Here is a 25,933-nt window from a genome sequence, read left to right on the forward strand (position 1 = left end):
CGTCCTGGCCTCGGAGGTACCGCCGTGACCGACTCCCCCACCCGCCCCGCCGACCGCCCGCGACCCGCTCCGCGGCAGGCCCGGGTGGTCCGGACGCAACGGCTGTCACGCTCGTTCGTGCGGGTCGTGCTCGGCGGCCCCGGGCTGGGCGACCTGCCCCCGGCGCCGCACGCCGACTCCTACGTCAAGCTCGTCTTCCTGCCCGCGTCGGTGGGCGGCACGGTGCCGGTCCGCGCCGACGGCCGGCTCGACCTCGACGCCGTGCGCGCGGCTCTGCCGCCCGACGACCAGCCGCGCCAGCGCAGCTACACGGTCCGGGCGTTCGACGACGGCGAGCTGACGCTCGACATGGTGGTGCACGGCACCGCCGGCGTTGCCGGGCCGTGGGCGCAGCGGGCGCAGGTGGGTGACACCGTGTGGGTGGCGGGGCCCGGCGGCGCCTGGTCACCGTCCCCGGACGTCGCCTCGCACCTGCTCATCGGCGACGCCAGCGCCCTGCCGGCCGTCGCGGTCGCCCTGGAGCGGCTGCCCGCGGACGCCGTCGGCACCGTGGTGCTGGAGGTCCCCGACCCGGACGACGAGCTGCCGCTCGCCGCACCCGGCGGCGTCGAGGTCCGCTGGGTGCACGAAGCCGACCACACCCCCGGGCGAGCCCTGGTCGAGGCCGTCGAGTCGCTGCCCGACCAGCCTGGGCCCGTCGGCGCGTTCCTGCACGGCGAGGCCGGTGCCGTCCGTGCGCTGCGCGCGCACCTGCGCAGCGTGCGCGGAGTGCCGCGCGAGCACCTGTCGGTGTCGGGGTACTGGAGGTTCGGCGCCGATGACGAGGGCTGGCGCGCGGGCAAGCGCGCCTGGCTGGCGGGCATCGAGGAGCAGGAGCGCAGCGCAGGCCTCGACTGAAGGGCAGCTGAGCGCCACTCCCCTGTGCTCCCGGAACGCGCCCGCGGACCGACCCACCTCCGCTACCGTCGGCGTCGGTCGGCCTGCGTCGCAGGCCCGGGGGGAGGTCCGATGTTCCGCGCGCTGCCGTTCCTGGTCGAGCTCGCCGTGCTCGTCTACTGCCTGGTCGACTGCATCCAGACCGACGAGTACCGCGTCCGGAACCTGCCGAAGACGGGCTGGGTGATCCTCATCATCATCCTGCCGATCGTCGGCGGGGTGGCGTGGCTGGTGGCCGGACGACCCCTGGACTCCGCGCGGACGCGTCGTGACGTGCCCTGGCGGTCGACGGAGACCGCCGGGTTCCCCGAGTACGAGCGTCCCCGACCGGTGGCCCCCGACGACGACCCCGAGTTCCTCGCCTCCGTGCGCCGCTCGGACGACACGCACGAGAAGATGCTGCGCGACTGGGAGGCCCAGCTGCGCGAGCGCGAGCGCCGCCTGGCGGCCCAGGACGACGAGCAGCCCGAGGGCGACCACCGCGCCTGACCGGACGCAGCGCCGCGAGGATCAGGAGCAACCGTCATGTTCGACCTTCGTCTCTTCTCCATCCGTGAGTCCCGCCATCGCATCCACAACCCCCTGACCGACCGGCAGCTCGCCGACCTCGGCGCCTCGCTCGACCTGCCTGCCGGGGCCCGTGTGCTCGACCTGGCCTGCGGGTCCGGCGAGCTGCTGGCCACCTGGGCGCGCGACCACCAGGTCACCGGGGTCGGTGTCGACCTCAACCCCGACTTCATCGCCCACGCCCGGGCCCGGGCCGACGAGCTCGGCGTGAGCGGTGCGGTGCGGTTCGTGGAGGCCGACGCCGCCGGGTACGTCGCCACCGAGCCGGTCGACGTCGCCGCGTGCGTCGGTGCGACGTGGATCGGCGGAGGGGTGCCCGGCACCCTCGACCTGCTCAGCCGCAGCCTGCGGCCCGGCGGGATGATCCTGGTCGGTGAGCCGTACTGGCGCACCACCCCCACCACCGCCGAGGCGCTGGCCGCGTGCGGTGTGCCGTCCGCGGAGGAGTACCTGCCGCTTGCGGACCTGCTGGCCTCGTTCGGGGTCCTCGGCTACGACGTGGTGGAGATGGTCTGCGCCACCGAGGAGTCCTGGGACAGGTACCAGGCACGGCAGTGGCTGACCATGCGCCGCTGGGCCGACGCGCACCCGGACCACGAGCTGCACGACCAGATCCGCCGTGAGCTGGCCGCTGAGCCACAGCGGTACGCGGCCGGGGCCCGAACCCATTTCGGGTGGGGCGTGTTCGCGCTCATCGCGCGATAGCCGACCCGCTCAGAGGCCGACCATCGACATGCCCGCCTCGTCGTACCTGGTGCCGGCCACCCCGACCGTGGCCACCAGGGCGTCGAGCTCGGCCTTCTCGTCGGCGGACAGCGCGACCGTCGTCGCACCGGCGTTCTCCTCGACACGACTCAGCCGGCGCGTGCCCGGGATCGGCACGATCCACGGCTGCTGCGCGAGCAGCCACGCCAGCGCCACCTGACCGGGCGTGACGGCCTTGCGCGCGGCGAGCAGCCGCACGTGGTCGACGATCGCCGCGTTCGCGTCCCGGTTCTCCGCGGTGAACCGCGGCACGCGCAGCCGGATGTCCCCCTCGGCGAACGTCGTCGAGGAGTCGACCGTGCCCGTCAGGAACCCCTTGCCGAGCGGGCTGAACGGCACGAACCCGATCCCGAGCTCGGCGCACGTGGGCAGCACCTCCGGCTCCGGGTCACGCGTCCACAGGGAGTACTCCGACTGCACCGCGGTGACCGGGTGCACGGCGTGCGCGCGGCGGATCGTCGCCGCACCCGCCTCTGACAGCCCGAAGTGGCGCACCTTGCCCTCGGCGACCAGCTCCCCCACCGTGCCGGCGACGTCCTCGATGGGCACCTTCGGGTCGACCCGGTGCTGGTAGAACAGGTCGATCACGTCGGTGCGCAGCCGCCGCAACGACTCCTCGGCGACCCGGCGGATCCGCTCCGGACGTGAGTCGGTGCCCGGCCACGAACCGTCGGGCTGGATGTCCCACCCGAACTTGGTCGCGACGACCACCTGGTCGCGGACCGGCTCGAGCGCCTCGCCGACAAGCTCCTCGTTGACGTACGGGCCGTAGACCTCCGCGGTGTCCACGAGTGTCACCCCGAGGTCCACGGCGCCGCGCAGCACGGCGATCATGTCGTCACGACTGCCGGGGTTCGGGCCGTAGCTCATCGACATCCCCATGGCGCCGAGACCGACGGCGGACACCTGCAGACCTTGACCGAGCGTGCGCTGGTGCATGGCGCTACCTCCTGCAACCGGCGGACGACCGGCGTCGTCCGCTCCTGCGCTCGACGGTAGGCCGGAACGTCGGAGCCAGGGAGGTCCTGGCGTTCCCTGGTCCCCGGGGCCCCCTCAGCACCGGCGGCCCCGGTGCTTGCCCCGGTGCTTGCCACGGTGATCGGTGCCCCCGGCGGGGTTCGAACCCGCCCTCGACCGGGTTTAAGCCGGTTGCCTCTGCCAGCTGGGCTACGGGGGCCGCGCCGCCCGGGCACGGACGGCACCGGACCTACCCATCCTGCCAGGGACGCCCCCCTCGACGACGACACCCCCAGGCCTACGAAAGGCTGGGGGTGTCGTGAGGTCGTTCGTCGACCCGGGGGTCGACCGCCGGTCAGGACGCGGCGGGCTTCTCCGGGGCGGGTGTGGCGGTCGGGGTCGGCGTCGCGGGCACCGAGGCGGCCCGGAACTCGGCGCGGGGGTCGTGCAGCGATCCGAGGGCCACGACCTCACGGCGCAACAGCAGCGAGCCGGTCCAGCCGGCCGCGATGCGCAGCTTGCGGTTGAAGGTGGGCATGGCGGCCACGTGGTACGAGCGGTGCAGCACCCACGCGAGGAACCCGCGGACCTTGATCTTGCCGAACATCTGCGCGACGCCCTTGTACATGCCCAGCGAGGCGACGGCGCCGATGTTCTTGTGCTTGTACGGCTCGAGCTCGGCGGAGCGCAGCGCCTTGGCCAGGTTGTCGCCCAGGTGGTTGCCCTCGCGCAGCGCGTGCTGGGCGTTCGGCGGGCAGAACTGACCCGGGTTGTACAGGTCGGGCACGGCGGCGCAGTCACCGGCGGCGTACGCGTCGGCGACCACGTTCCCGTCGGCGTCGACGACCTGCAGGTACTCGTTGCAGGTGACCCGGCCGAGCTTGTCGAGCGGCAGGTCGGAGTCGGCCAGCACGGGGTTGGCCTTCACGCCGGCCGTCCACACCAGGGTGTCCGCGTCGAACTCGATGCCCGTGGACAGCACCACGTGGCCGTCGACGCACGAGGACAGGAACGTGGACAGGTGGATCTCGATGTTGCGCTTGCGCAGCTGCTCGAGCGTGTAGCCGCCGAGCTCCTCGTTGACCTCGGGCAGGATGCGCCGCGAGCCCTCGACGAGCACGAACCGCAGCTCCTCGGGCTCGATCTGCTTGTAGTGCCGCACCGCGTACCGGGCCATGTCCTCGACCTCGGCCAGGGCCTCGATGCCGGCGAACCCGCCCCCGACGAAGACGAACGTGAGCAGCTTGCGGCGCAGCTCCGGGTCCCACGTGCTGGAGGCCACGTCGATGCGGTTGAGCACGTGGTTGCGCAGCGCGATGGCCTCTTCGACGTTCTTGAAGCCGATGCCCTGCTCCGCCAGACCCGGGATGGGCAGCGTGCGGGCGACCGAACCCAGGCCGACGACCAGGTGGTCGTAGCTGATCCAGTACGGCTCGCCGGCCTCGGGTGTGATCTCGACGCGGCGCTGCGCGTGCTCGATGTGCGTGACCTTGCCCTGCAGCACGTCGGCACCCTTGAGCGCGCGACGGTGCGGGGCCACGACGTTGCGGGCGTCGATCGACCCGGCGGCGGTCTCCGGCAGGAACGGCGCGTACGTCATGTACGGGCGCGGGTCGACGACGACGATCGCCGCCTCGCGGCCACCCAGGCGCTTGCGCAGGCGACGCGCGGTGTACAGGCCGACGGTCCCGCCGCCGAGCACGACGACCCGGGGCACCTTGCGCGGCTTGGGGGCCGCGGCGCCCTCGGACTCCGTGGGGGCAGCACCGATGGTCGAGGCAGGCTGAGGCATGGATCAACGGTAACCGGGCGCTCTGAGGCATGCCTCACCCGCACGCGGTGACGCTGCGCACACTCCCTGGGACCTTCGACCCGCCTGGCGGCCGAGCTCAGCGGTCGGGCAGCTCGATCGTCGCGAGCGCACCGCCGCCGTCCCGGTCCCCCAGCACGAGCCGACCACCGTGCCGCTCGGCGACCTCCCGCACGAGCGCCAGACCCAACCCGAACCGGGGACGGGACGAGTCGGAGCGTGCACCCTGCTCGAACCGGGCCGTCAGCCGGCGGCGGTCCTCGGCCGAGGCCGGGAACCCCTCCCCCTCGTCGGCCACCGAGATCCGCACCAGGCCGCGTGCCGCGTCGTGCTCCGCCCCGACCACCACACCACCTCCGGCCGGGCTGTGCGCGAGCGCGTTGTCGACCAGGCACGCCACCGCGCGGCGCAGCGCCGTCGGAGCAGCCGGCACGCTCACCGGGGCGCCCGACACCTCCAGGTGGACCCCGTGTGCGATGGCCTCGAACGAGTCGGCGACCGCGTGCAGCAGCGGCAGCACGTCGACCGGCTCGCGGGCGAGCGCCCCGCCCTGACCCTCGAGCTGGGCGGAGACCAGCAGGTCCGTGACCACCTCGCCGAGCACACGGGTGTCCTCGACCAGCTGTGCGGTCACCGGCCGACGCGGGTCGTCCGGCGCCGTGCGGGCCAGCAGCAGCTGGGCACGGGTGTGCACCACGGTCAACGGCGTGCGCAGCTCGTGCGAGGCGTCGGCCACGAACCGACGTTGCGTCGCCAACGCCTCCTGCACCGGGCGGACGGCACGCCGGGCGGCCAGCAGGCCCACCGCACCGGCGCTCAGGGTGCCCACCACCACCACGACAGCGAGCAGCAGCAGGGCCTTGTCGTCGGAGACCTGCTCGACCGGCACCTCCCCGCCGAGCGTGGCTGCGCCCTCCAGGCCCTCGGCACGGCCGGCGACCCACGCGATCGCAGCGGTCAGGGCCACCACGACCAGCACCGCAGCACCCACGGCCGCCGCCGTGCGGGTCTCGGCGCGGCGCACGGCGGCCCGGTCCGCGCCGCTCATGCCTCGCCCGTCCCCGCGCCCAGGCGGTAGCCGAGGCCGTGGACCGTGCGCACCACGCCGCGACCGAGCTTGACCCGCAGGTAGTGCACGTAGGTGTCGACGGTGTTGGGGACGTTCTCCCCGTCGAAGACCAGCTCGAGGAGCTCCTCGCGTGTGAACACCCGCTGCGGCCGGCGGGCGAGGGTCTCCAGCAGGGCGGCCTCCCGCGCCGTCAGGTCCACCGGGCCTGCGTCGGTGCCGGTGACGCGCCGGCTGCGCACGTCGAACGACGCCTCACCGACGGCCAGCTGCTCGCTGGTGTCCGCGTGCCGGCGCAGCAGCGCCCGCAGGCGGGCCAGCAGCTCGGCGATGTCGAACGGCTTGACCAGGTAGTCCTCCGCGCCGGCGTCGAGCCCGTCGACCCGGTCCTGCACGGTGCCGCGAGCCGTCAGCACCAGCACGGGTGAGCGCAGGCCTGCGCGCCGCAACCGCGCCACCAGGTCCAGCCCCTCGATGCCCGGCAGGCCGCGGTCGACCACCAGCACGTCGGGGTCGTCACTCAGCGCCCGGTGCAGGCCCGCCTGGCCGTCACGGGCCAGGGTCACGTCGTAGTGCTCGCCGAGCACCTCGACCAGGAGCGGTCCGAGCTCCTTGTCGTCCTCGACCAGCAGCAGCGAAGCCCTCGGGGCACCCACGGTCACGTCCACGTCCTTCATCGTGCACCTCTCGCCCCCAGAAGCTTCCCAGAAGCCCTGACCAGGCTCGGGATGTCGCCCCGCGCGCAGCGGGGCCCATCACCCGGAGGTGGTCATGGTCAACGGCCTGCCCGCGCACGTCCTGCTGGTCCATGCGGTCGTCGTCCTCGTCCCGCTCGCGGCGCTCATGGCGGTACTCGCCGCCGCGTGGCCGGCCGCGCGCCGCAAGCTCGGGTTCCTCACCCCGCTGGTCGCCCTGGCTGCGCTGGGCAGCGTGCCGCTCGCGGTGGAGGCAGGCGAGTGGCTCGAGGAGCACGTGCCCGAGAGCCCGCTGGTGGAGCGCCACGCGCAGTACGGCGACGCGGTGCTCGTGTGGGCCGTCGCGCTGTTCGGGGTGACGTGCGTGATCTGGTGGGGCGGACGGATGGCCGACCGGGCCGCGAAGGCCGCGGCGTCCGCGTCGTCCGAGGGCACTGCCCCGGTCACGACGGTGGCCCGCAGCGGGTCGGCCGCGTGGGCGTCCGCTCCGTGGGCGCGTGCACTGGTCGCCGTGGTGACGCTGGTCGTCGCCGGAGGCGCCACCCTGGCCGTGTACCGGGCCGGTGACTCCGGTGCCCGCGCCGCCTGGCAGGACCAGGTGAGCTCGACGGGCGGCGGGAACGGCGCCGAGCAGCCCGACGGCGACGACGACTGACCCCTCCCTGCGACGCACACCGGTCCGCACTCCGCGGCGGTGACACCCACCCTCACGGTGCTGCCGGTGTCACCGCCGTCGCCGCGTCTGCGCCGTCGGGCGTGCCCGGCGCCGCCGGTGCGGCCGGGTCCGTCGGGGCTGCGGGATCCACCGCAGCCGCCCCGTCGGCCGGGGTGGCACTCGGCGTGGGGCTCGTGCCCGGCTCGGGCTCGGTCGGCGTACCGGGCGACGCCAGCGGCCGCAGGGCGGGCGCCTGGGCGAACGGCAGGGGCGCGTCGGTCGGGTCGCCGACGAACGTGCCGGTGCTGCTGTCGAGATACCCGTCGGCGACCCTGGCCCGCGGGTACACGTTCAGCCGGGGCGTGCCGTCGAGCTCCTCGAACGGTGTCAGGCCCCACTGGCGCCCGGTCGCGTCCGACTCGTAGACCTCGGCGCCGACCGAGACCGGGCGCCCGCTCTGGTCGTAGACCTGGGCGTGCGGCACCGGCATCCCGTCCGCGTCGTAGACGAACAGGTTCGTGGCCTGCTCGCCGTCGGTGTAGATGCCGTCCGCGGGCGACTCGTAGACCGTGACGAACCCGCCGCCTTGCTGCATCGACCCGGCCAGGTAGCCGATCACCGGGACCACGGCGACGACGGCCACGGTCTGCGCGAGGGTGGCGAGCGTGCGCAACCCCCGGCGGCCCCGCCACCGTCCCCGTCCCCACTGGACGCTCACCGCGAGCGCACCCAGCAGCAGCACCCAACCGCCGACCCCGCCGGGGACCAGGTTCACCGACCACTCGAAGGGGGCCACCGCGAGCCGGTACAGCACGTACCCGCGCAGCACCCACCATGCGGGTGCGAGCTCGGCGGCGAGTCCCGCAGCGCCAGGCCACCAGGGCTGGGCCCGCAGCGGGGCCAGGGTCCGGTCGCGCCACGCGACGAGTCGGGTGCGGACGGCCCGCGACCGGCGGCGCCGCTCGGCGGGCTCCTCGGCGAGCCCCGCGGCGGTCCGCAGCTCGGCGGCGTACTCCTGGGGCGGGCCGAACAGGGTGAGCAGGTTGCTGCCACCCTCGTCGGCACGGTCCGCGAGCGCGTCGGCCAGGTCGGCCTCGAGCCCGTCGGTGAGGTCGTCGACCTGGTCGGGGCTGAGCCCGCTCAGGTGCCGGCGCACGGCGCGCGCGTAGGCGTGCACGTCGGCCGGCTGGGCGTCCGTGGCCGGCTCGCGGCTCGCGGTGGTGTGCAGCGTGCTCATCGGTCCGTCCCCCTCTGGAGCAGACGTGTCATGACGTCCGCGAAGTCCTGCCACTCGTCGCGCTGCACCTTCAGCAGTGCCCGGCCCTGCGCGTTGATGCCGTAGTACTTGCGGTGCGGGCCTTCGTCGCTGGGCACGACGTAGGACGTGAGCGCGCCCGCCGAGTAGAGCCGGCGCAACGTGCCGTAGACGGAGGCGTCGCCGACGGCCTCGATGCCGGCGGCGCGCAGGCGGCGCACGACGTCGTAGCCGTAGCCGTCCTCCTCCTCGACGACGGCCAGCACGGCGACGTCGAGCACGCCCTTGAGCAGCTGTGTGGTGTCCATGTGCCCTCCGGTGAGCCGGTCGCGCGCGTGCGCGGCGGCCTGGTCTGGCGGGCGTCCCCCTGCGACTCCCGCAGCATGGACGGTAGTGCACGATGCGCAGTAGCGTCCAGAACGAAGGACCGCGTGTCGCGCGCGGTCACGACCGGCCACCTGCCGGACCCTCGTGACCGGTGACCGGCCGACGGGTTAGCGTCGCCCCGATCCAGCCCGGCCCGCCCGGACCCGACCGCAGCGCAGGAGGCAGCCATGGCCAGCACCCCGCGGGCGCACACCCCGCAGAGCACCCCGTTCCGCTGGGACGGCGTCGAGGAGCTGGTCTACAAGGAGTCCGACACCACGTTCCGCGACGTGACCCGGCGCGTGCTCGCCGGCGCCGAGGCCGGGCAGGGTGTCGAGCTGCGCTACTTCGAGGTCGGCCCCGGCGGGCACTCGACGCTCGAGCACCACGAGCACACGCACGTGGTCGTCCCCGTCCGCGGGCAGGGCCGCGCGCTGGTGGGCACCGAGGTCGTCGACCTCGCACCGCACGACGTGGTGCAGGTGCCGGCGTGGACCTGGCACCAGTTCCGGGCCGTAGGCGACGAGCCGTTCGGTTTCCTGTGCCTGGTCACGTGCGAGCGGGACCGCCCCGTGCGGCCCGACGCCGAGCAGCTCGCACAGCTGCGCAGCATCCCCGAGGTCGCGGACTTCCTGCGCGTCTGACCCCTCAGCCGCCGACCGCCGCCCGGAACGCCTCGGTCGCACGGCGCAGGTCGCCCCCGCGGTGCAGCTCGCCACCGATCAGCAGCACGACGTCCTGACCGTAGGTGTCCAGCAGCTCCGGCACCCGGTCGACGCCCATGCCACCGCCCGGAGCCGGCAGCGCCGCCGGCACGTCACCGAACGGGCGGCGCAGACCCTCGGCGATCGCCGTGCACTGCTCACGCGTGAACGAGAACCGTCCGCCGAACGAGGGGAACACCACCACGTCCGCACCCGCCAGGCGCAGCAGCGGGCCGAACAGCAGCTCGGGTGCGATCCCGTGCGTCGGGTCCGCCACGAACGCCCCGAGCAGTGCCGGGTGAGCCATGAGCGGTGTTCCCGGCGGCACCAGCGAGGCCACATGACGGACCTCGTCGAGGCCACCGACGCCGGGCAGCACGAGGAACCCGCCGACGCCCGCGTCGAGCGCGAGGCGCACCCGGCGTTCGAGCGTCTCGGCAGGCCCGGACAGCGTCGGCAGGTACAGCGTGCGGCCACCCGTGCGGGCGTTGGCCTGCGTCACCGCGGACGCCACGGCGACCACCCGCTCCTCGAACGGCGACCACCGCTGCGAGGCCAGCCCCTGGTCGTCCTTCACGAGGTCGATCCCGCCGAGGGTGAACGCCTCGGCGCGCTGCGCCAGCTCCGCCGAGGACAGGCCGACCGGCTTGAGCGCCGTGGCCAGCAGCGGGCGCGACGACGCACCGAGCAGCGCCCGCAGCCCCTCGACGCCCACCCGCGGGCCCGGGCCGACGTGCTGCAGCACAGGCGGCAGGTCGACGTCCACCAGTCGCACCCCGGGCTGCAGCGACACGTTGCCGAACAGCAGCACCAGCAGCTGCGAGAGGTCGTCACCGGCCAGGTCCGCCGGGAACTCGACGTGCGCGCGCACCAGGGTCGGGTGCACGTCCACCAGGTCGACGACCCTGGCGAGCGAGACGCGCGTGTGCTCGGGTGCCAGCTCGGTGGGGAACTCGTGGCTCTGCTCGACGGCCAGCGCCTGGGCACGCCGGGACGCGTCCGCAGCCGGGCCGTGGATCTCGTACGTCGCCCGGATCACCGGGCCCACCGCGCCTGCGGCGCCCGCGGCGCTCGACGGGCTCACGGCGCAGGCCTGTCGGTGCTGGCACGTGCGGCGCGCACGGCGGCCGGCAGGCTCACGGCGAACGGCGGGCGCAGCACACCGGCCTCCGTGACGATGCCCGTGACGAGGTCGCCCGGGGTCACGTCGAAGGCGGGGTTCCACACGGGCACGTCCACGTCACCGGGCCCGTCCAGCACCTCGGCGGCAGCCCGGGTCTCGATGGGGATGGACGCCCCGTCGACCAGGCCCAGGTCGACGGCGTTGAGGGTCGCTGCGACGTAGAACGGGACACCGGCGTGCCGGGCGGCCAGGGCCAGCGCCAGCGTGCCGACCTTGTTGGCCGTGTCGCCGTTCGACGCGATCCGGTCGGCCCCGACGACGACCGCGTCGACCAGTCCACCGAGCAGCGCCGCCGCGGCCGCGCCGTCGGGCAGCACCCGCACGTCGACGCCCGAGCGGTGCAGCTCCCACGCGGTCAGGCGCGCCCCCTGGCGCAGGGGTCGGGTCTCCGTGGCCAGCACGTGGACCTCCTCACCGGCCTGTGCCTTGGCGTGCACGATCCCGAGCGCGGTGCCGATGCCGGTGGTGGCCAGCCGGCCGGTGTTGCAGTGCGTCAGCAGGCGGGTCCGTCCGGCCAGCTCGACCCGGCCGGCCTCGCCGATGCGTCGGCACTGCTCCCGGTCGGCCGCCAGCAGCCCGAGCGCGGCGGCGAGCGGGTCCCGCCCGGCGCGGGCCGCGGCGGCGACCACGTCGACGGCCACCTGCAGGTTCACGGCCGTGGGGCGGGTGCGGGCCACCAGGGTGGCGACCTCGTCGAGCGGGCGACCGGCCCGCAGGCCCAGCACCACGCCGAGCGCGCCGGTGGTGCCGATGACGTTGGCGCCGCGCACGGCGAGCGTCGCGATGGCCTCGACGACGTCCTCGACGGTGCGCAGGTCGCGCAGCACCAACGCACCGGGCAGGCGACGCTGGTCGATGACGCGCACGGCGTCGCCGGTCCACTCGACGGACGGCGGCAGGCCCGGCGGGTCCGCTCGGCCCGCGCGGGGCGCATCCGGGTGCGGCTCGGCCAGGTGCAGGTCGCGGGGGGCGTCGGTCACGAGGGTCATGCTCGCGCCCCGGCCGGCTCACTGCGTCGGGCGTCCGCAGCGAGCGCGGAGGCTGCCACGGCACCCGCCCCTCCACCCACCCCGGTGCGCGGCGTGGCACCGGCGCGGTGCGCGGCGTCGACGGACTCGACCAGCCCGGCGGGCAGCAGCCCGTCCGGCCCGGCGATCCGCGTCCGGTCGGCGATCCAGTGCCGCGCCGTGGTCAGCACGGCCCGCGCCGCCCGCACCCGCTCGTCGGTGGCCAACGTCTGCAGGTCGGACACCTTCGCCAGGCCCACCACCCGGCGGATCGCCTCCAGCCCGGCGAAGCCCACGGCGTCCTGCCACACCTCACGCAGCCACGCGTCCCGGAACCCGTCGGTCCACGAGACGTCCGCCCGCTGCGGCCACAACCGCCGGATCTCGGCCTCGAACGCCCCCCACGTCTGCGAGGGCAGGTCGGCGACGGACTCCTGGAACGCGGCAGGGCGGTCGAGCACCTGCGCGCGCACGTGCGCGAACAGGTGGTTCGCCAGGCTGGTGCCCAGGTCGAACCCGACCGGGCCGTAGAACGCGAACTCGATGTCGAACACCTTGGCCGCCGGCGCCCCGGACGCCCGCAGGCGCGTACCCGGCACGAACACCGAGCCGCTGTGCAGGTCGCCGTGGATCAGCGCCTGACCCGCGGTGAGGAACCGGTACTTCAGCGCGGCGACCTCGTCCAGCAGCGCCGGGTCGCGCAGCCCGAGCACGTCGGCGGTCAGCGCGTCGTCCCAGGAGTTCTGCGGGTGGTCGACGAACGGCTCGGTGAAGACCAGGTCCTCGGTGATCCGGCACAGCTCAGGGTTGGCCGCGGCCGCGGCCGCCTCCTGCACCTGCTCGGCCCGCAGGCCCAGCACGGACGTGCCGAACGCGATGCGTGCCGCGTACGTGCCGACCGCCGCGCCCGCCCCGGGGGCGATGACGCCCTGGTCGAGGGCCCGGCGCCACACCGTCCACTCCGACAGGTCCTCGAGCACCAGCACGCGCCGGTCCGCGTCCAGGCCGTGGAAGGCCGGGATCAGGTCGGGCGTCAGCGCCTGCGCGGCCACGTACCCGCGCCCCTCGGCCAGGATCCGGTCCTGGCTCAGGGGCCACGACTCGCCGACCATCCGCACGTACGGCAGGGACTGCTTGACCACGAGCGAACGCCCCTGCGCGTCACGCACCACGAACACCAGGTTGAGGTTGCCGTCGCCGACCTCCTGCACGTTCGCCGTGGACAGGTCGATCAGCTCGGGCACCCCCGGGCGACCAGCCAGGTAGGCGGGGACGGTGGTGACGTCGAGCACCTCGGCGCTCATCGGGAACCTCCCGTACGGCGGAACAGGGACGAGAACGAGAGCAGCACGGCACCGACGAGCAGGGCGCCCTTGATGAGGTCCTGCGCGTAGTACGGCGCGTTCTGCATGGTCAGGCCGTTGATGACGACCCCCACGAACAGCGCCCCGACGAGCGTGCCCAGCGGGTGCGGCCGGTTGGCGCCGAGCACCGCGTAGCCGATCAGCGCGGCGGCCACGGTCTCCAGCAGGTACGGCGAACCGGCACCCACGTCACCGCGACCGAGCCGCGCCGTCAGCAGCACGCCACCGACGGAGGCCAGGAACCCGGACACCACGTACGCCAGGGCGCGGTAGCGACCCACCCGCACCCCGGCGAGCCGGGCCGCCTCGGGGTTGCCGCCGACCGCCTCGAGCAGCCGCCCCGCGCGCGTGCGGGTCAGCAGCACCGCCACGGCCACCGAGACGACCGAGACGATGACGACGGGCGCCGGGACACCGAGCACGTCGCCGCGGCCGAGCCACAGGAACTGCTCGGAGATCCGGCCCGTCGTCGGCTCGCCGCGGAACGTCGCCCCCGAGGACACCGACTGGCCCGACGTGATCAGCAGCGCGAGCCCCTGCACGGCGAACATCGTGCCGAGCGTGGCCACCAGGTCCGGCACGCGACCCAGCACGACGAGCGCGGCGTTGGCCAGGCCGACGAGCACCCCGCAGGCCAGGCCGGCCAGCACGGCCACCCAGGCGGGCAGGCCGAAGTACACCTGCGCGGCGGCGCTGACCATCACGGTCAGGCTCACGGTGGCCCCGGCCGACAGGTCGAACCCGCCGGCCACGAGCGAGACCGTCACCCCGAGCGCGACGACGGCGGTGATGGCCACGGACTGCAGGATCACCAGCAGGTTGCGCACGGTCGCGAACTCCGGCGTCGCGGTGGCGAACCACACGACCAGCGCGGCGAGCAGCACGAGCAGCCCGTACCGGTAGACGAGGTCCCGGGTCACGCCCAGGACGTCGGGCCGCGTGGACGCGGCGACGCGCGGTGCAGCCGACTCCGCCGGTGCAGCCGGTGGGGCTGCCTGCGTGGGCGGGGCGATCTCGGTGGTCATCGCGGGACTCCTTCGGGGGCGAGGGTCGCGGGGTCGGTCAGGGAGGCGGACGAGCCACCGGCGAGCAGCGAGGCGAGGGCGTCGGCGTCGACCTGACCCGGCCGGACCTCGCCGACCACGGTGCCCTCGGCCAGCACGAGCACCCGGTCGGCGACCTCGAGGACCTCCTCCGGGTCGGAGGACGCCACGACGGCCGCCTGGACCTCACCGCTGCGCAGCAGTGCTGCGATGTCGGCTCGGGCGCCCAGGTCGACGCCGCGGAACGGTTCGTCGAGCACCAGCACGCGGCTGCCGGCGGCGATCCACCGGCCGACGACGACCTTCTGCCGGTTGCCGCCGGACAACGAGCTCATGGGCGCCCGCGGGCCCGCGCACACGACCGCGAGCGCGTCGATCACCGCCCGCGCCTGGGTGCGTTCGGCACCGGCGTGCAGCAGCCCGCGCCGGCGCACGCGCCGCAGGTCGGGCAGGGTCACGGTCCGGGTGACGTCCCAGTCGGGCACCTCGGCCGCACGCACCCGGTCCTCGGGCACGAAGCCCAGACCGGCGGTCACGGCGTCGGCCGGGTGGGTGGGCCGGTAGGGGCGGCCCTCGACCTCGAGCCGACCGGCCAGCAGGCGGCGGGCACCGACGAGCTGCTCCAGCAGCTCGGTCTTGCCGGCACCGAGCAGCCCGGTCAGGCCGAGCACCTCTCCCGGCCGCACGTGCAGGTCGAAGGGACGCGCACCCGGCACGGCCTGCACACCGCGAGCCGACAGCACCGGTGGCCGGTCGTCGTCCGCGGGCACCTGCTCGTCGGCACCCGGTCGCACGGTGCGCGCCACGGCCAGCTCGCCGAGGATCGCCCGCACGAGTGCAGCCCCGTCGACGGGCGCGCCGAACACCTCGACGACGCGACCCTCGCGCAGTGCGACGACCCGGTCGCTGACCTGGGTGACCTCGGCCAGGTGGTGGGAGATGAGGACGACGGCCGTGCCGGCCGCGGCCAGCGCACGCACGTCGGCGAGCAGCCGCTGCTGCTCGGGCACGGACAGCGCCGCCGTGGGTTCGTCGAGCACCAGCACCCGGGGTCGTGCGGCCAGCGCCCGGGCGATGAGCACCTGCTGCTTGGCGGAGGTCGTCAGGTCCTCGACGCGCGCGTCCAGGGCGACCGGGAACCCTGCGGGCACGAGCGCGGCGGCCCGCGCACGGATGGCCCGGCGCGAGGCCCGCACACCGCGGCCCGCACGGGCCAGGTCGGCCAGCACCAGGTTCTCGGCGACGGTGAGCGTGGGGACGAGCGCCGCGTCGACGTCCTGGTGCACGGTGGCCACGCCCTGGGCGGCGGCGTCGGTCGGGCCGTGCAGCCGGACCGGTCGGCCGTCGACCAGCAGGGTGCCCGAGGTGGGCTGCTCGGCCCCGGCGAGCACCTTGATGAGCGTGGACTTGCCCGCGCCGTTCGCGCCGACGAGCCCGAGGACCTCGCCGGCGTGCACGTCCAGGTCGACGCCGCGCAGCGCCGCCGTGGCCCCGTAGTGCTTGACGAGGTGGCGCACCGAGAGCACGGGCGTCGCGGCCCGTGCTCCCGGTGTGGTGCGGTCGGTCATCAGGGAACCGGGACCAGGTCGTCCGTCGTCAGCCCCGGGAACACCGCGCCCAGGTCGGCGATGGTCGCCACGCCGGCCTCGCGGAGCTCCGAGGCGAGGATGAGTGTCGGCGAGACCTCGATCGAGGCGGGCACGTCACCGTCGGTCGCGGCCAGGTACGCGGCGCGCACGGTGACGGCGCCGACGTTCGCGGGGTCGGTGGCGGCGGTGGCCACCCACGGGCTGCCGTCGGCCGTGAGGACCTCGATGTCGGCGGTGGAGATGTCCGCGCCGTACACCTTCACGGTGTCCTGCAGTCCGAGCTCCTGGACGGCCAGCACGGCACCCTTGGCGAACTCGTCGTACGGCGCGAAGATCGCCGTCACGCCCGGGTTGGCCTGCAGGGCCGCCTTGGCCTGGTCGGCGACGGCCGAGGCGGTCGACTCGTTGACCACCCCGATCTGCGCGACCTGCTCGAGGCCCGGGTTGGCGGCCTTGACGTCCTCCCAGACCTCGTTGCGGCGGTCCAGCGGCGCGTAGCCGGCCACGTGCACCGAGATGACCTGGGCGGTGCCGCCGGTGTCCTCGACGAGCTGGTCCAGCACGGCCTGCGCGAGGTCGTGGTCCGACTGCGAGACGGTGATGGCCCGCTCGTCGGTGACCTCGGCGTCGAAGGCCACCACCGGGATGCCGGCGTCGAGGGCCGCGGTGACGCCGTCGCCGATGGTGTCGGCGAAGCCGTGGTCGACGACGATCGCGTCGGGCGCCTGGTTCACGGCGGACTCCAGGTCCAGCGACTGCTGGTTGTCGTCACCGTCGGCGTTGGACACCTTCAGCTCGACACCGAGCTCGTCGGCCTGGGCCTGCGCCCCGGCGAGCCACTGCTCGAAGTAGTCGCCCGAGCCGAGCTGGCGCACCAGCGAGATCGTGACGGCGTCGTCGGCGGGTGCGTCGGCCGCGTCGGCCGCAGCCCCGCTCGAGCAGGCGGACAGTGCGAGGAGTCCGGCCGCACCGGCGGCGAGGAGGGCTGGGGTGAGGCGGCGGGTCATGGTCGTGCTCCTGTCGGGGGGTGGCGGTCAGGTCGACGCGCCACTCCCGGACGGATTCCGCTCCGCTCCGGTCCGAGGCGCGCTCGAACGCGCCGCAGTGTCGGAGGGAGGGGTCTGGCGTGGGGGCGGAACCCGTGGGGTTCAGCTGCTCACGCGCACGACCGGCCGACGCCGCGACGGCTGGCGCAACACATTCGCGCACAGCTCGGGGCGACGGGGCAGGTCATGTCCCGAAGGGTGCCAGGCGGTCCGGCGGCCGGGAACAGGCGTTCCAGCATGCGGACTCTTGTCCGGTGGACGGACACCTACCGCTCGACGACGCTCCACGCGATGCCGTCGAGGATGTCGTGCTCGGAGGTCACGACCCCGCTCAGCTCGCCACCGGCAGCACGCACGTCCGCGTCCACGCGGCTCACCACGCCGTGCCACACCAACGCACCCGCCGCGATCACATCCACCCGACCGGGGTGCATGAAGCCCAACGACGCCCGCTCCTGCCGCGGCAGGGCCAGCAGGTCCTCGCACGTGGCCAGCACCTGCCCGACCTCGAGCCTCGTCCCGTCGATGCGCAGCGGGTCGTACGCCGGCAGGCCCAACGCGTGCGCCGTCACCGTCGTCACCGTGCCCGCCAGGCCCACCAGGGTGCGCGCCTGCGCCCACGGCACGTGCCCCGCGGCCTCGTCCAGCGCTGCCACCACGTCGGACCGCGCCGCCGCGACCTCCGTGCCCGCCGGAGGGTCGGTGTGCAGGTGCCGTTCGGTCATCCGCACGCAGCCGACATCCATCGACCACGCCGCCGACGGCGACCCCGCACCCAGCACCAGCTCCGTGGACCCACCGCCCAGGTCGACCACCAGGTACGGCCCGGGGTGCGCCGACAGACCGCCCACGGCTCCCCGGAACGACAGCGCCGCCTCCTCGGTGCCCGACACGACCTCGGGCTCGACACCGATCGCCGCCCGCACACCGTCCACGAACAGCGCGCGGTTGCTCGCATCACGCGTCGCGGACGTCGCCACGAACCGCACCGCCTCCACACCCAGCTCGTCGCACTCGCGTGCGTACCGCTGCGTGGCGTCGAGCGTGCGGGCCAGGGCCTCAGGCGCCAGGCGGCCCGTCCGGTCCACGCCCTGACCGAGCCGGACCACCTCCATGCGACGGACCACGTCCGTCAGCACCCCGTCGACCACGTCGGCGACAAGGAGTCGGATGGAGTTGGTCCCGCAGTCGATGGCAGCCACACGCGTCACGGCGGACATCCTCCCATCCGGGCGGTCTCAGCAGGTGCAGCGGTCCGGACGCCACTCCTCGCGCAGCATCTCGAGCACCTCGTCACCGATCGGGTTGACTCCCGGGCCGGCGGCCAGCGCGTGACCGACCAGCACGTGCAGGCACTTCACCCGCGTGGGCATGCCCCCGGCCGAGATCCCGGCGATCTCCTCGACGTGTCCCAGCTCCTCACGGTCGGCCAGGTACGCCCGGTGCGCCCGCTCGTACGCCGCCGCCAGCTCCTCGTCCTGCGCGAGCCGAGCCGTCAGCTCCTTCATCAGACCCGTCGCCTCGAGCGTCGACACCGCGGCCACCGCCGGCGGGCACGTGAGGTAGTACGTCGTGGGGAACGGGGTCCCGTCGTCCAACCGCGGGGCCGTGCGCACCACGAGCGGCCGACCGCACACGCACCGGGCGGCCACGCCCACCACACCCCGGGCAGGCCGGCCGAGCTGCTCGGCGAGCACCTCACGGTCACGGTCGGTCACGGCGTCCAGGGGCGTGCGGGTCACGGGCGTTCCGATCGGTCACGGCCCGTGCGCAGCAAGGACGGGCAGGTTCAGGGGCTGGGGGTGCCCGCGTCGGTCGCGGGCGCATCCTCATTGTCCCCCGCCGCACCGGCCTCCTGCACGGAGTCCCAGACCGTCGCGTACCAGGGCAGAGTCAGCCCCTCGTCGAGCTCGCTGCTGGGCGCGGCCCCCTCCACCGGAGCGGTGTCCGGCACGATCTCCGGATCGACCACCCGGAACGCGGTCTCCCCGGGCATCACGAAGGCGAGCCGCTCACGCGCCTGCGCCGTCACGTACGCCGGGTCGTCCCACCGGGCCAGGTCGGCCTGCAGGTCGTCGTTCCGTTCCCGTGCGGCCGCCACCTGGCTGCGCAGCTGGGTGAGCTCGGCCTGCTGCTGCAGGTACGAGGCCAAGGTCGGGTACGCCAGCACGAACGCCAGACCGAGCACCACGGCCATGACGGCCACCCGGATGCTGAACAACCGGGGCACGCGCACCTGCACGGTCTGCGCCCGCGGGGTCCCCCGGGCCGGAGTCGGTGCCGGACGTGCGGTGGGACGGGCCGAGGACGGCCGGGACGAGGCGGGGCGTGCCGCCGAGCCGCGCGGCGCCGCCTGCCCCCGGGTCGGGGTGCCCCGCGCGGGGGTCCGCGGCGCCGCGGACCGCGTGCCGCTCGTCTTGGTTGCGGCGGGACGCGCGGCGGCAGGGCGCGGGGTCGCGGGGCGCGGGGCCAGCGGGTGCGGGGCAGCCGGACGGTGCGCGGCGTCCCGCGGCCCAGCCGCACGGTCGGGGCTCACGGGGGGCTCCCCGGACGCAGGCGCGCGTGGCGCGGCCGGGCGTCGAGGGGCAGACATGACACCGATTCTGCCTCGCCCGACGGGGCCCCCGGTGCACCCGGCCCGCTGCGGGCGCGCCGCACGGCCGCCGGGGGCACACCGGACAGGCACGCCGGCACCGCGGAACGCCGAAGGCCGGCGACCCCTGAGGGTCACCGGCCTCCGATGCGAGCCGCCCGCCGAGGCGGGACGGACTTGCGACAGGCTCAGGCCTGGCGGAACCGCGGGAAGGCGGAACGACCGGCGTAGACAGCGGCGTCGTCCAGCTCCTCCTCGATGCGCAGCAGCTGGTTGTACTTGTTGATGCGCTCACCACGGGCCGGCGCACCGGTCTTGATCTGGCCGGCGTTCGTCGCGACGGACAGGTCGGCGATCGTGGTGTCCTCGGTCTCGCCGGAGCGGTGCGAGGTCATCGTGGTGAAGCCGTTGCGCTGCGCGAGCGTCACGGCGTCGAGCGTCTCGGTCAGCGTGCCGATCTGGTTCAGCTTGACCAGCAGCGAGTTGGCGGCCTTGAGCTCGATGCCCTTGGCCAGACGCGTCGGATTGGTGACGAACAGGTCGTCGCCGACGATCTGCACCTTGTCGCCGACCTTGGAGACCAGCTCGGACCAGGTGCCCCACTCGTCCTCGGACAGCGGGTCCTCGATGGAGACCAGCGGGTAGTCCGTCACGAGCTGCTCGTAGAACGCGATCATGTCGGCGGGCGAGGTGGCCTTGCCCTCGAACTGGTACGCGCCGTCCTTGAAGAACTCGGTCGCGGCGACGTCGAGCGCCAGGCCCACGTCGACGCCCGGCGTGAAGCCGGCCTTCTCGATCGCGATGAGGATCAGGTCCAGCGCGGCACGGTTGGACTCGAGGTTCGGCGCGAAGCCACCCTCGTCGCCCAGACCGGTCGACAGGCCCTTGCTCTTCAGCACGGACTTGAGGGAGTGGTAGACCTCGGCGCCGGTGCGCAGGGCCTCACGGAACGTCGTGGCGCCGATGGGGGCGACCATGAACTCCTGGATGTCGACGTTGGAGTCGGCGTGCGACCCACCGTTGAGGATGTTCATCATCGGGACCGGCAGCACGTGGGCGTTGGGGCCACCGACGTAGCGGAACAGCGGCAGGTCGGCCGAGTCGGCCGCGGCCTTGGCGACCGCGAGCGAGACGCCCAGGATCGCGTTGGCGCCGAGCTTGCCCTTGTTGGGCGTGCCGTCGAGCTCGATGAGCGCGGCGTCGACCAGACGCTGCTCCGAGGCCTCGAACCCGATGAGCTCGGGGGCGATCTCGTCGATCACCGCGTTGACGGCGTCCTCGACGCCCTTGCCCAGGTAGCGGCTCTTGTCGCCGTCACGGCGCTCGACGGCCTCGAACGCGCCGGTGGAGGCACCCGAGGGGACCCCCGCACGAGCGATGGTGCCGTCGTCGAGGGCGACCTCGACCTCGACAGTGGGGTTGCCTCGCGAGTCAAGGATCTCGCGGGCGCCGACGGCCTCGATGCTGGCCATGGTGCTCCTTCGACGAGCGGTTGGGTTTGCGACCTCAGCCTAGAGGGAACTGCGCGAACAGGAGACAGGACCTTCGACCGCGGGACGCCCGGACCCCCGTGCAGGGGGCACCCGGGCGCACCGCGTCGCAGGTCAGAGCGCCTGGATGATGTGCTCGACCTGCTCCTTGGCGTCGCCGAAGAGCATCGCGGTGTTCTCGCGGAAGAACAGCGGGTTCTGCACGCCGGCGTACCCGGTGGCCATCGACCGCTTGAACACGATCACCTGCTGGGCGTTCCACACCTCGAGCACCGGCATCCCGGCGATCGGGGAGCTCGGGTCGTCCAGCGCGGCCGGGTTGACGGTGTCGTTCGCGCCGATGACCAGCACGACGTCCGTCTGCGGGAAGTCGTCGTTGATCTCGTCCATCTCGAGCACGACGTCGTACGGCACGCGCGCCTCGGCCAGCAGCACGTTCATGTGCCCGGGCAGGCGCCCGGCCACCGGGTGCACGCCGAACCGGACCTCGACACCCGACGCCCGCAACCGCGACACCAGGTCAGCGACGGGGTACTGGGCCTTGGCCACGGCCATGCCGTACCCGGGGGTGACGACGACCGAACGGGCACCCTTGAGCATGTCGGCGACGTCCGCCGCCGAGACCTCACGGTGCTCGCCGTAGTCCTTGTCGGAGGCCACGACCGTGCCGCCCTCGGCGCCGAACCCGCCCAGGATCACCGAGATGAACGAGCGGTTCATGGCCTTGCACATGATGTACGAGAGGATCGCACCGGAGGAACCCACCAGGGCGCCGGTGACGATGAGCAGGTCGTTGCCGAGCATGAAGCCCGCCGCGGCAGCCGCCCAGCCCGAGTACGAGTTCAGCATCGAGACGACGACCGGCATGTCGCCGCCGCCGATCGAGGCGACCAGGTGCCAGCCGAGCGCGAGCGCGACCACGGTCATGAGGACCAGCGGCACGACCGACGGCGCCACGAGGAACCACGCGAGCAGACCGGCCGAGACGACCAGCGCGGCGAGGTTGAGCAGGTTCCGCCCGGGCAGCATGAGCGGCGAGCTCTTGATCCGCGCCGACAGCTTCAGGTACGCCACGATCGAGCCGGTGAACGTCACCGCGCCGATCAGCACGCCGAGGAACACCTCGACCAGGTGCACCGCGTCGGTGCCCTCGGTCAGGTAGGAGTTGAACCCGACGAGCACCGCGGCCAGACCCACGAAGCTGTGCAGCATCGCGATCATCTCGGGCATCTGCGTCATCTCGACCTTGCGGGCCTGCCACGTGCCCACGCTCGCGCCGATGAGGAACACCAGGGCGATGAGCAGCAAGGTGACCAGCACGGAACGCTCCGCCTGGTCGACGGCGAGCACCACGGTGGCCAGCAGGGCCAGGCCCATGCCGATCATGCCGAGCAGGTTCCCGCGGCGCGCGGAGGTCTGCTTGGACAGCCCTGCCAACGACAGGACGAACAGGACGGCCGCGACGAGGTACACGGCCTGGGCGAGCGAGGTCAGCACGTCAGGCGTCCTTCCTGAACATCCCGATCATGCGGTACGCGACCAGGAACCCACCGAAGATGTTGATGCTGGCCACCGTCGCCGCGACGAACGCGAGCGTGCTGACCAGGGCGGAGTCCGACCCGATCTGCAGCAGCGCGCCGACCAGGATGATCCCGGAGATCGCGTTCGTCTGGGCCATGAGGGGCGTGTGCAGCGAGTGGCTCACGTTCGAGATGACGTAGTAGCCGACGATCACCGCCAGGGCGAACACCGTGAAGTGCCCGAGGAACGCCGACGGTGCGGCGGTCAGACCCAACGTCACCAGCACGGTGGCCAGACCGGCCAGCACCAGGTTGCGCCGACCGCGCAGCTGCGCCTGCCGGGCCACCTCCGCCGGGTCGACCTCGACCGGGGCCGGTGCGGCCTCGACCACCGGGGCGGCCGCGGACACCTGCACCGGCGGCGGCGGCCACAGCACGTCGCCGCCGTGCGCCACGGTCATGCCGCGCTGCACCACGTCGTCCAGGTCGAGCACGAGCTGCCCGTCCTTGCCCGGCGTGAGCAGGGCCATCAGGTGCACCACGTTGGTGCCGAACAGCTGCGAGGTGTGCTGCGGCATCCGGCTGGTCAGGTCCGTCCAGCCGAGGATCACGACCCCGTTGGCGGTGACGACCTTCTCGCCCGGCACGGTCAGCTCGCAGTTGCCGCCGCCGGAGGCGGCGAGGTCGACGATCACCGAGCCGGGTCGCATCGCGGCGACCATCTCGGCGGTGATGGTGCGCGGCGCCTGGCCGCGCACGAGCGCGGTGGTGATGACGATGTCGGCCTTGGCGGTCTCCTCGGCGTACATCGCCGCGGTGAGCGCCTCCTGCTCGGCGGTCAGCTCGCGGGCGTACCCGTCGGAGCTGACCTCCTGCTGGGCGGTGGCCGCCTGGACGAACGTGGCGCCCATCGACTCGATCTGCTCGCCGACCTCGGGCCGCACGTCGAACGCGCGCACCTGGGCACCCAGGCTCGCGGCCGCACCGAGCGCCGCCAGACCGGCCACACCGGCGCCGATGACGAAGACGTTCGCGGGCGGGGTCTTGCCGGCGGCGGTGACCTGCCCGGTGAACATGCCGCCGTACTCCTCGGCGGCCTCGATGACCGCGCGGTACCCGGCGACGTTGGACAACGTGGACAGCACGTCGAGCGCCTGCGCACGCGAGATGCGCGGCACCGCGTCCAGCGCGAGCGCCGTCACGCCCCGCGCGGCCAGCGACTCCACCAGCTCGGGGTTCGCCGCAGGAGAGATCATGGCGATGCTCGTGGCACCGGGCGTGAGCGTGGCGACCTGCTCCGGCGTCGGCGCGGCCACCGTGGTGACGACGTCGGACGCCCACACCTGCGCGGCGTCGCCGACGCTGGCGCCGGCCTCCTCGTAGGCGGCGTCGGAGAAGTTCGCCCCGGCGCCCGCGTCGTGCTCGACGACGACCTCATAGCCGAGCTTGCGCAGCTGGGCGACCGTCTTGGGTGTTGCCGAGACGAGCCGTTCTCCGGGACGTGACTCCCGGGGGACCCCGATCCTCATCCTCACTCCTCGCCTGTGTGGTGCTGCCGTGCGGAGCCGTCGACCGGTGCCGCTGCCGGGGCAGCCGCGCACATCCTCACCACCCGGGCGCCCCCGGATGCCGGACCTTGGGCCCGTCCGCTGTCGTGGGCGGGAGGAATCACACGGGCGGGACGGACCTCCGCCCCGCGTGATCGACCCGCAGCGGGACCCTATCCCGCGTGGCGCACCGGCCGGCCCCGCGTCCGTCAGGCAGTCAGGCGAACAACACCCAGGGGCGCCGTCGCAGGCGACGCGTCAGGCGTCAGTCCCGGCCGGCGGAGCGGACTGCTGCTGCTCGACCGCACGGACACGCGCCTCCCAGCGCCCGGTCGCCCGGCGCAGCTCGCCCTCGGCGTCCACCCCGTCGGCCTGCGCCTGGAGCACCAACGCCAGCAGGCGCTCCCCGATCGCCGTCGTGTCGGATGCGCCGGCGGCGTCGTGCGGCTCCTCGACCGGCAGTCCCGCACGGCCGGCCCGGGAGACGAGCTTCTGCGCACGGGCCAGCGCGCCGAGCGAGGCCGGGACGCCGTCCAGCGCGGACGCCCGCTGCTTCTCCGCCTTCTTCAGCCGGTCCCACTGCACGTGCAGGTCGCCGGTCGCCGGTCGGTCCCCGGCACCGGCACCGTCGGTCGGGGCCGCAGGCGTCCCCGGGCCGAACACGTGCGGGTGGCGACGGACCAGCTTGGCGGTCAGGTCGGCCGCCACGTCGTCCAGGTCGAACGGGTCACCCGGGTCCTCCTGCGCGACGCGCGCGTGGAAGACCACCTGCAGCAGCACGTCGCCGAGCTCCTCGCGCAGGTCGGCGCGATCCCCCAGCTCGATGGCCTCCGCCAGCTCGTGGGCCTCCTCGAGCAGGTACGGCACGAGGGACCGGTGAGTCTGTTCGGCGTCCCACGGGCACCCGCCGGGTGAACGCAGCCGGTCCATCACCGCGACCAGGGTGCGCAGCGCGTCCGGCGAGCCGCCGGGTGCGACGCTGCCGCTCACCGGCGGTTCACCGACCGCTCGCAGGGAGGTCTGCGCGTCACTCGGACGGGCTCGGGGACGGGGTGTCGGTCGGCGCCTGCGCGCTCTCGTCCGCGGCACCGGCCTCGGGCTGGACGATCCACGGGTTGGTCACCGGGTCGGACACGAAGTTGCCCGCGTCCAGCGAGCCGAACCGCGGGTTCACCTCGACGTCCAGCGCGGAGACCCGGTCGACGAGCTCGGCGTTGATCGCCTCGGCGTCGTCCAGCTGCGTCAGCGCGCTGTACTCCACGGAGAACTTCGCGATGGTCAGCGAGGCCTCGCTGAAGTCCGACCCGTCGATCCCGTCGGCGGCGGCGACGTCCGACAGCGCCGCCTGCGCGTCCTCCGTCGACACGGCGACGCCGTGCTCGGCAGCCACCGCGGACACGGCCGGGGCCTGCACGAGGATCGTCAGCACGGCCGAGGTCGACGGGCTCGACAGGTACGGACCGAGCTCGTCGAGCGCGCTGTGCAGCTCGCCCGGCGTGATGACCTCACCGTCGACGATCGCCGCCGCCCCCGGCTGCCCGCTGCACGCGGTGAGCCCGGCCATGCCGACCACCAGCACGAGCAGCCCTGCCGCACGCCGCACCCGGCGGGGTCGCCACCCGGCGGACACGCCTGCCGCACCGGCCTGCACCTGCGCGGACGTGCCGCGCACGTCGTCACCGACCACCGTCACCAGGACCTCCTGCGTCGTCGCCTGTCGATCTGCCGCCATCGTAGAGGCCGAGGCCGTGTGCACCGCGCGAGCGGGACCGGTC

At 74.0% G+C, this 25,933-nt stretch carries 25 protein-coding genes and 1 tRNA gene; 5 read left to right on the plus strand and 21 right to left on the minus strand.

The features are described from left to right. The first annotated feature begins 24 nt into the window (after positions 1-24). The 3 genes from ACTHAM_RS14285 to ACTHAM_RS14295 all read left to right on the plus strand — a co-directional run bounded on the left by ACTHAM_RS14285 (position 25) and on the right by ACTHAM_RS14295 (position 2,208). Positions 25-897, plus strand: coding sequence for a siderophore-interacting protein (locus ACTHAM_RS14285; RefSeq protein ID WP_440688600.1), 873 nt, complete (start codon positions 25-27; stop codon positions 895-897). A gap of 111 nt (positions 898-1,008) precedes the next feature. Next, positions 1,009-1,425 (plus strand): PLDc N-terminal domain-containing protein, encoded by a 417-nt coding sequence (locus ACTHAM_RS14290; RefSeq protein WP_440688602.1) that lies wholly within the window; start codon positions 1,009-1,011, stop codon positions 1,423-1,425. Between the two features lie 36 nt (positions 1,426-1,461). Next, on the plus strand, positions 1,462-2,208 hold the full coding sequence (locus tag ACTHAM_RS14295; RefSeq protein WP_440688604.1) for an SAM-dependent methyltransferase: 747 nt from the start codon (positions 1,462-1,464) through the stop codon (positions 2,206-2,208). A gap of 9 nt (positions 2,209-2,217) precedes the next feature. Here ACTHAM_RS14295 and ACTHAM_RS14300 read toward each other — a convergent pair whose 3' ends face one another. The 5 genes from ACTHAM_RS14300 to ACTHAM_RS14320 form a co-directional block, all read right to left on the minus strand. Then, positions 2,218-3,207 carry an aldo/keto reductase gene (locus tag ACTHAM_RS14300; RefSeq protein ID WP_440688606.1) on the minus strand — a complete coding sequence of 330 codons (990 nt, stop codon included), beginning with the start codon at positions 3,205-3,207 and terminating at the stop codon, positions 2,218-2,220. A gap of 164 nt (positions 3,208-3,371) precedes the next feature. Further along, positions 3,372-3,445: transfer RNA gene (locus ACTHAM_RS14305), tRNA-Leu, on the minus strand. Between the two features lie 135 nt (positions 3,446-3,580). Then, positions 3,581-5,017 (minus strand): NAD(P)/FAD-dependent oxidoreductase, encoded by a 1,437-nt coding sequence (locus ACTHAM_RS14310; protein ID WP_440688608.1) that lies wholly within the window; start codon positions 5,015-5,017, stop codon positions 3,581-3,583. 97 nt (positions 5,018-5,114) lie between these two features. Then, complete coding sequence (locus tag ACTHAM_RS14315; RefSeq protein ID WP_440688610.1) at positions 5,115-6,083, minus strand: sensor histidine kinase; 969 nt, start codon at positions 6,081-6,083, stop codon at positions 5,115-5,117. After that, a complete protein-coding gene (locus tag ACTHAM_RS14320) occupies positions 6,080-6,778 on the minus strand; it encodes a response regulator transcription factor (RefSeq protein ID WP_440688612.1) in 699 nt (232 codons plus the stop codon). The genes ACTHAM_RS14315 and ACTHAM_RS14320 overlap by 4 nt, the downstream gene beginning before the upstream one ends. Before the next feature lie 94 nt (positions 6,779-6,872). Between ACTHAM_RS14320 and ACTHAM_RS14325 the strand changes: the two genes are divergently transcribed. Continuing rightward, entirely contained in the window at positions 6,873-7,451 is a 579-nt protein-coding gene (locus tag ACTHAM_RS14325) for a hypothetical protein (RefSeq protein ID WP_440688614.1), read from the plus strand. A gap of 52 nt (positions 7,452-7,503) precedes the next feature. On the opposite strand, the gene ACTHAM_RS14330 is transcribed toward ACTHAM_RS14325, so the two are convergent. Continuing rightward, positions 7,504-8,688, minus strand: coding sequence for an HAAS signaling domain-containing protein (locus ACTHAM_RS14330; RefSeq protein ID WP_440688616.1), 1,185 nt, complete (start codon positions 8,686-8,688; stop codon positions 7,504-7,506). Beyond that, positions 8,685-9,014, minus strand: a complete 330-nt coding sequence (locus ACTHAM_RS14335) for a PadR family transcriptional regulator (RefSeq protein ID WP_440688618.1) — start codon at positions 9,012-9,014, stop codon at positions 8,685-8,687. The genes ACTHAM_RS14330 and ACTHAM_RS14335 overlap by 4 nt, the downstream gene beginning before the upstream one ends. 246 nt (positions 9,015-9,260) lie before the next feature. Here ACTHAM_RS14335 and ACTHAM_RS14340 point away from each other — a divergent pair, with 246 nt between their 5' ends. Beyond that, positions 9,261-9,716 (plus strand): cupin domain-containing protein, encoded by a 456-nt coding sequence (locus tag ACTHAM_RS14340; RefSeq protein WP_440688620.1) that lies wholly within the window; start codon positions 9,261-9,263, stop codon positions 9,714-9,716. Positions 9,717-9,720: 4 nt separating this feature from the next. On the opposite strand, the gene ACTHAM_RS14345 is transcribed toward ACTHAM_RS14340, so the two are convergent. The 14 genes from ACTHAM_RS14345 to ACTHAM_RS14410 form a co-directional block, all read right to left on the minus strand. Next, complete coding sequence (locus ACTHAM_RS14345) at positions 9,721-10,860, minus strand: RuBisCO large subunit C-terminal-like domain-containing protein (RefSeq protein ID WP_440688622.1); 1,140 nt, start codon at positions 10,858-10,860, stop codon at positions 9,721-9,723. Further along, a complete protein-coding gene (mtnA, locus tag ACTHAM_RS14350) occupies positions 10,857-11,939 on the minus strand; it encodes an S-methyl-5-thioribose-1-phosphate isomerase (RefSeq protein ID WP_440688624.1) in 1,083 nt (360 codons plus the stop codon). The genes ACTHAM_RS14345 and mtnA overlap by 4 nt, the downstream gene beginning before the upstream one ends. 5 nt (positions 11,940-11,944) lie before the next feature. Then, complete coding sequence (gene mtnK, locus ACTHAM_RS14355; protein ID WP_440688626.1) at positions 11,945-13,270, minus strand: S-methyl-5-thioribose kinase; 1,326 nt, start codon at positions 13,268-13,270, stop codon at positions 11,945-11,947. After that, complete coding sequence (locus ACTHAM_RS14360; RefSeq protein ID WP_440688628.1) at positions 13,267-14,355, minus strand: ABC transporter permease; 1,089 nt, start codon at positions 14,353-14,355, stop codon at positions 13,267-13,269. Before ACTHAM_RS14360 ends, mtnK begins: the two co-directional genes overlap by 4 nt. Further along, entirely contained in the window at positions 14,352-15,941 is a 1,590-nt protein-coding gene (locus tag ACTHAM_RS14365; RefSeq protein WP_440688630.1) for a sugar ABC transporter ATP-binding protein, read from the minus strand. The genes ACTHAM_RS14360 and ACTHAM_RS14365 overlap by 4 nt, the downstream gene beginning before the upstream one ends. Then, positions 15,941-16,969 (minus strand): substrate-binding domain-containing protein, encoded by a 1,029-nt coding sequence (locus ACTHAM_RS14370; protein ID WP_440688632.1) that lies wholly within the window; start codon positions 16,967-16,969, stop codon positions 15,941-15,943. Before ACTHAM_RS14370 ends, ACTHAM_RS14365 begins: the two co-directional genes overlap by 1 nt. 305 nt (positions 16,970-17,274) lie before the next feature. Further along, positions 17,275-18,219, minus strand: a complete 945-nt coding sequence (locus tag ACTHAM_RS14375) for a Ppx/GppA phosphatase family protein (RefSeq protein ID WP_440688634.1) — start codon at positions 18,217-18,219, stop codon at positions 17,275-17,277. Positions 18,220-18,246: 27 nt separating this feature from the next. Then, positions 18,247-18,750: a DUF501 domain-containing protein gene (locus tag ACTHAM_RS14380; protein WP_440688636.1), complete on the minus strand. Its 504-nt coding sequence runs from the start codon at positions 18,748-18,750 to the stop codon at positions 18,247-18,249. A gap of 47 nt (positions 18,751-18,797) precedes the next feature. After that, positions 18,798-19,238, minus strand: a complete 441-nt coding sequence (locus ACTHAM_RS14385) for an FtsB family cell division protein (RefSeq protein ID WP_440688638.1) — start codon at positions 19,236-19,238, stop codon at positions 18,798-18,800. 551 nt (positions 19,239-19,789) lie between these two features. Continuing rightward, positions 19,790-21,073 (minus strand): phosphopyruvate hydratase, encoded by a 1,284-nt coding sequence (gene eno / locus ACTHAM_RS14390; protein WP_440688640.1) that lies wholly within the window; start codon positions 21,071-21,073, stop codon positions 19,790-19,792. 132 nt (positions 21,074-21,205) lie between these two features. Beyond that, positions 21,206-22,588 (minus strand): Re/Si-specific NAD(P)(+) transhydrogenase subunit beta, encoded by a 1,383-nt coding sequence (pntB, locus tag ACTHAM_RS14395; protein ID WP_440688642.1) that lies wholly within the window; start codon positions 22,586-22,588, stop codon positions 21,206-21,208. A 1-nt stretch (position 22,589) separates the two neighbouring features. Next, positions 22,590-24,140, minus strand: a complete 1,551-nt coding sequence (locus ACTHAM_RS14400) for a Re/Si-specific NAD(P)(+) transhydrogenase subunit alpha (RefSeq protein WP_440688644.1) — start codon at positions 24,138-24,140, stop codon at positions 22,590-22,592. 276 nt (positions 24,141-24,416) lie between these two features. Further along, positions 24,417-25,148 (minus strand): MazG family protein, encoded by a 732-nt coding sequence (locus ACTHAM_RS14405; RefSeq protein ID WP_440688646.1) that lies wholly within the window; start codon positions 25,146-25,148, stop codon positions 24,417-24,419. Positions 25,149-25,185: 37 nt separating this feature from the next. Next, entirely contained in the window at positions 25,186-25,890 is a 705-nt protein-coding gene (locus ACTHAM_RS14410) for a hypothetical protein (protein WP_440688648.1), read from the minus strand. Between the last annotated feature and the right edge of the window lie 43 nt (positions 25,891-25,933).

Origin of the sequence: Cellulomonas soli (assembly GCF_052036975.1) — a bacterium.
Taxonomy (GTDB): Bacteria; Actinomycetota; Actinomycetes; order Actinomycetales; family Cellulomonadaceae; genus Cellulomonas; species Cellulomonas soli_A.

Excerpts from the sequence above, each read along its gene's own strand:
- ACTHAM_RS14360 (WP_440688628.1), bottom strand. The coding sequence starts at position 14,355 with ATGACCACCGAGATCGCCCCGCCCACGCAGGCAGCCCCACCGGCTGCA.
- ACTHAM_RS14320 (WP_440688612.1), bottom strand. The coding sequence starts at position 6,778 with ATGAAGGACGTGGACGTGACCGTGGGTGCCCCGAGGGCTTCGCTGCTG.
- ACTHAM_RS14410 (WP_440688648.1), bottom strand. The coding sequence starts at position 25,890 with ATGGCGGCAGATCGACAGGCGACGACGCAGGAGGTCCTGGTGACGGTG.
- mtnK (WP_440688626.1), bottom strand. The coding sequence starts at position 13,270 with ATGAGCGCCGAGGTGCTCGACGTCACCACCGTCCCCGCCTACCTGGCT.
- ACTHAM_RS14310 (WP_440688608.1), bottom strand. The coding sequence starts at position 5,017 with ATGCCTCAGCCTGCCTCGACCATCGGTGCTGCCCCCACGGAGTCCGAG.
- ACTHAM_RS14340 (WP_440688620.1), top strand. The coding sequence starts at position 9,261 with ATGGCCAGCACCCCGCGGGCGCACACCCCGCAGAGCACCCCGTTCCGC.
- eno (WP_440688640.1), bottom strand. The coding sequence starts at position 21,073 with ATGGCCAGCATCGAGGCCGTCGGCGCCCGCGAGATCCTTGACTCGCGA.
- ACTHAM_RS14295 (WP_440688604.1), top strand. The coding sequence starts at position 1,462 with ATGTTCGACCTTCGTCTCTTCTCCATCCGTGAGTCCCGCCATCGCATC.
- ACTHAM_RS14335 (WP_440688618.1), bottom strand. The coding sequence starts at position 9,014 with ATGGACACCACACAGCTGCTCAAGGGCGTGCTCGACGTCGCCGTGCTG.
- ACTHAM_RS14325 (WP_440688614.1), top strand. The coding sequence starts at position 6,873 with ATGGTCAACGGCCTGCCCGCGCACGTCCTGCTGGTCCATGCGGTCGTC.
- ACTHAM_RS14300 (WP_440688606.1), bottom strand. The coding sequence starts at position 3,207 with ATGCACCAGCGCACGCTCGGTCAAGGTCTGCAGGTGTCCGCCGTCGGT.
- ACTHAM_RS14370 (WP_440688632.1), bottom strand. The coding sequence starts at position 16,969 with ATGACCCGCCGCCTCACCCCAGCCCTCCTCGCCGCCGGTGCGGCCGGA.
- ACTHAM_RS14330 (WP_440688616.1), bottom strand. The coding sequence starts at position 8,688 with ATGAGCACGCTGCACACCACCGCGAGCCGCGAGCCGGCCACGGACGCC.
- ACTHAM_RS14290 (WP_440688602.1), top strand. The coding sequence starts at position 1,009 with ATGTTCCGCGCGCTGCCGTTCCTGGTCGAGCTCGCCGTGCTCGTCTAC.
- ACTHAM_RS14400 (WP_440688644.1), bottom strand. The coding sequence starts at position 24,140 with ATGAGGATCGGGGTCCCCCGGGAGTCACGTCCCGGAGAACGGCTCGTC.
- ACTHAM_RS14315 (WP_440688610.1), bottom strand. The coding sequence starts at position 6,083 with ATGAGCGGCGCGGACCGGGCCGCCGTGCGCCGCGCCGAGACCCGCACG.
- ACTHAM_RS14365 (WP_440688630.1), bottom strand. The coding sequence starts at position 15,941 with ATGACCGACCGCACCACACCGGGAGCACGGGCCGCGACGCCCGTGCTC.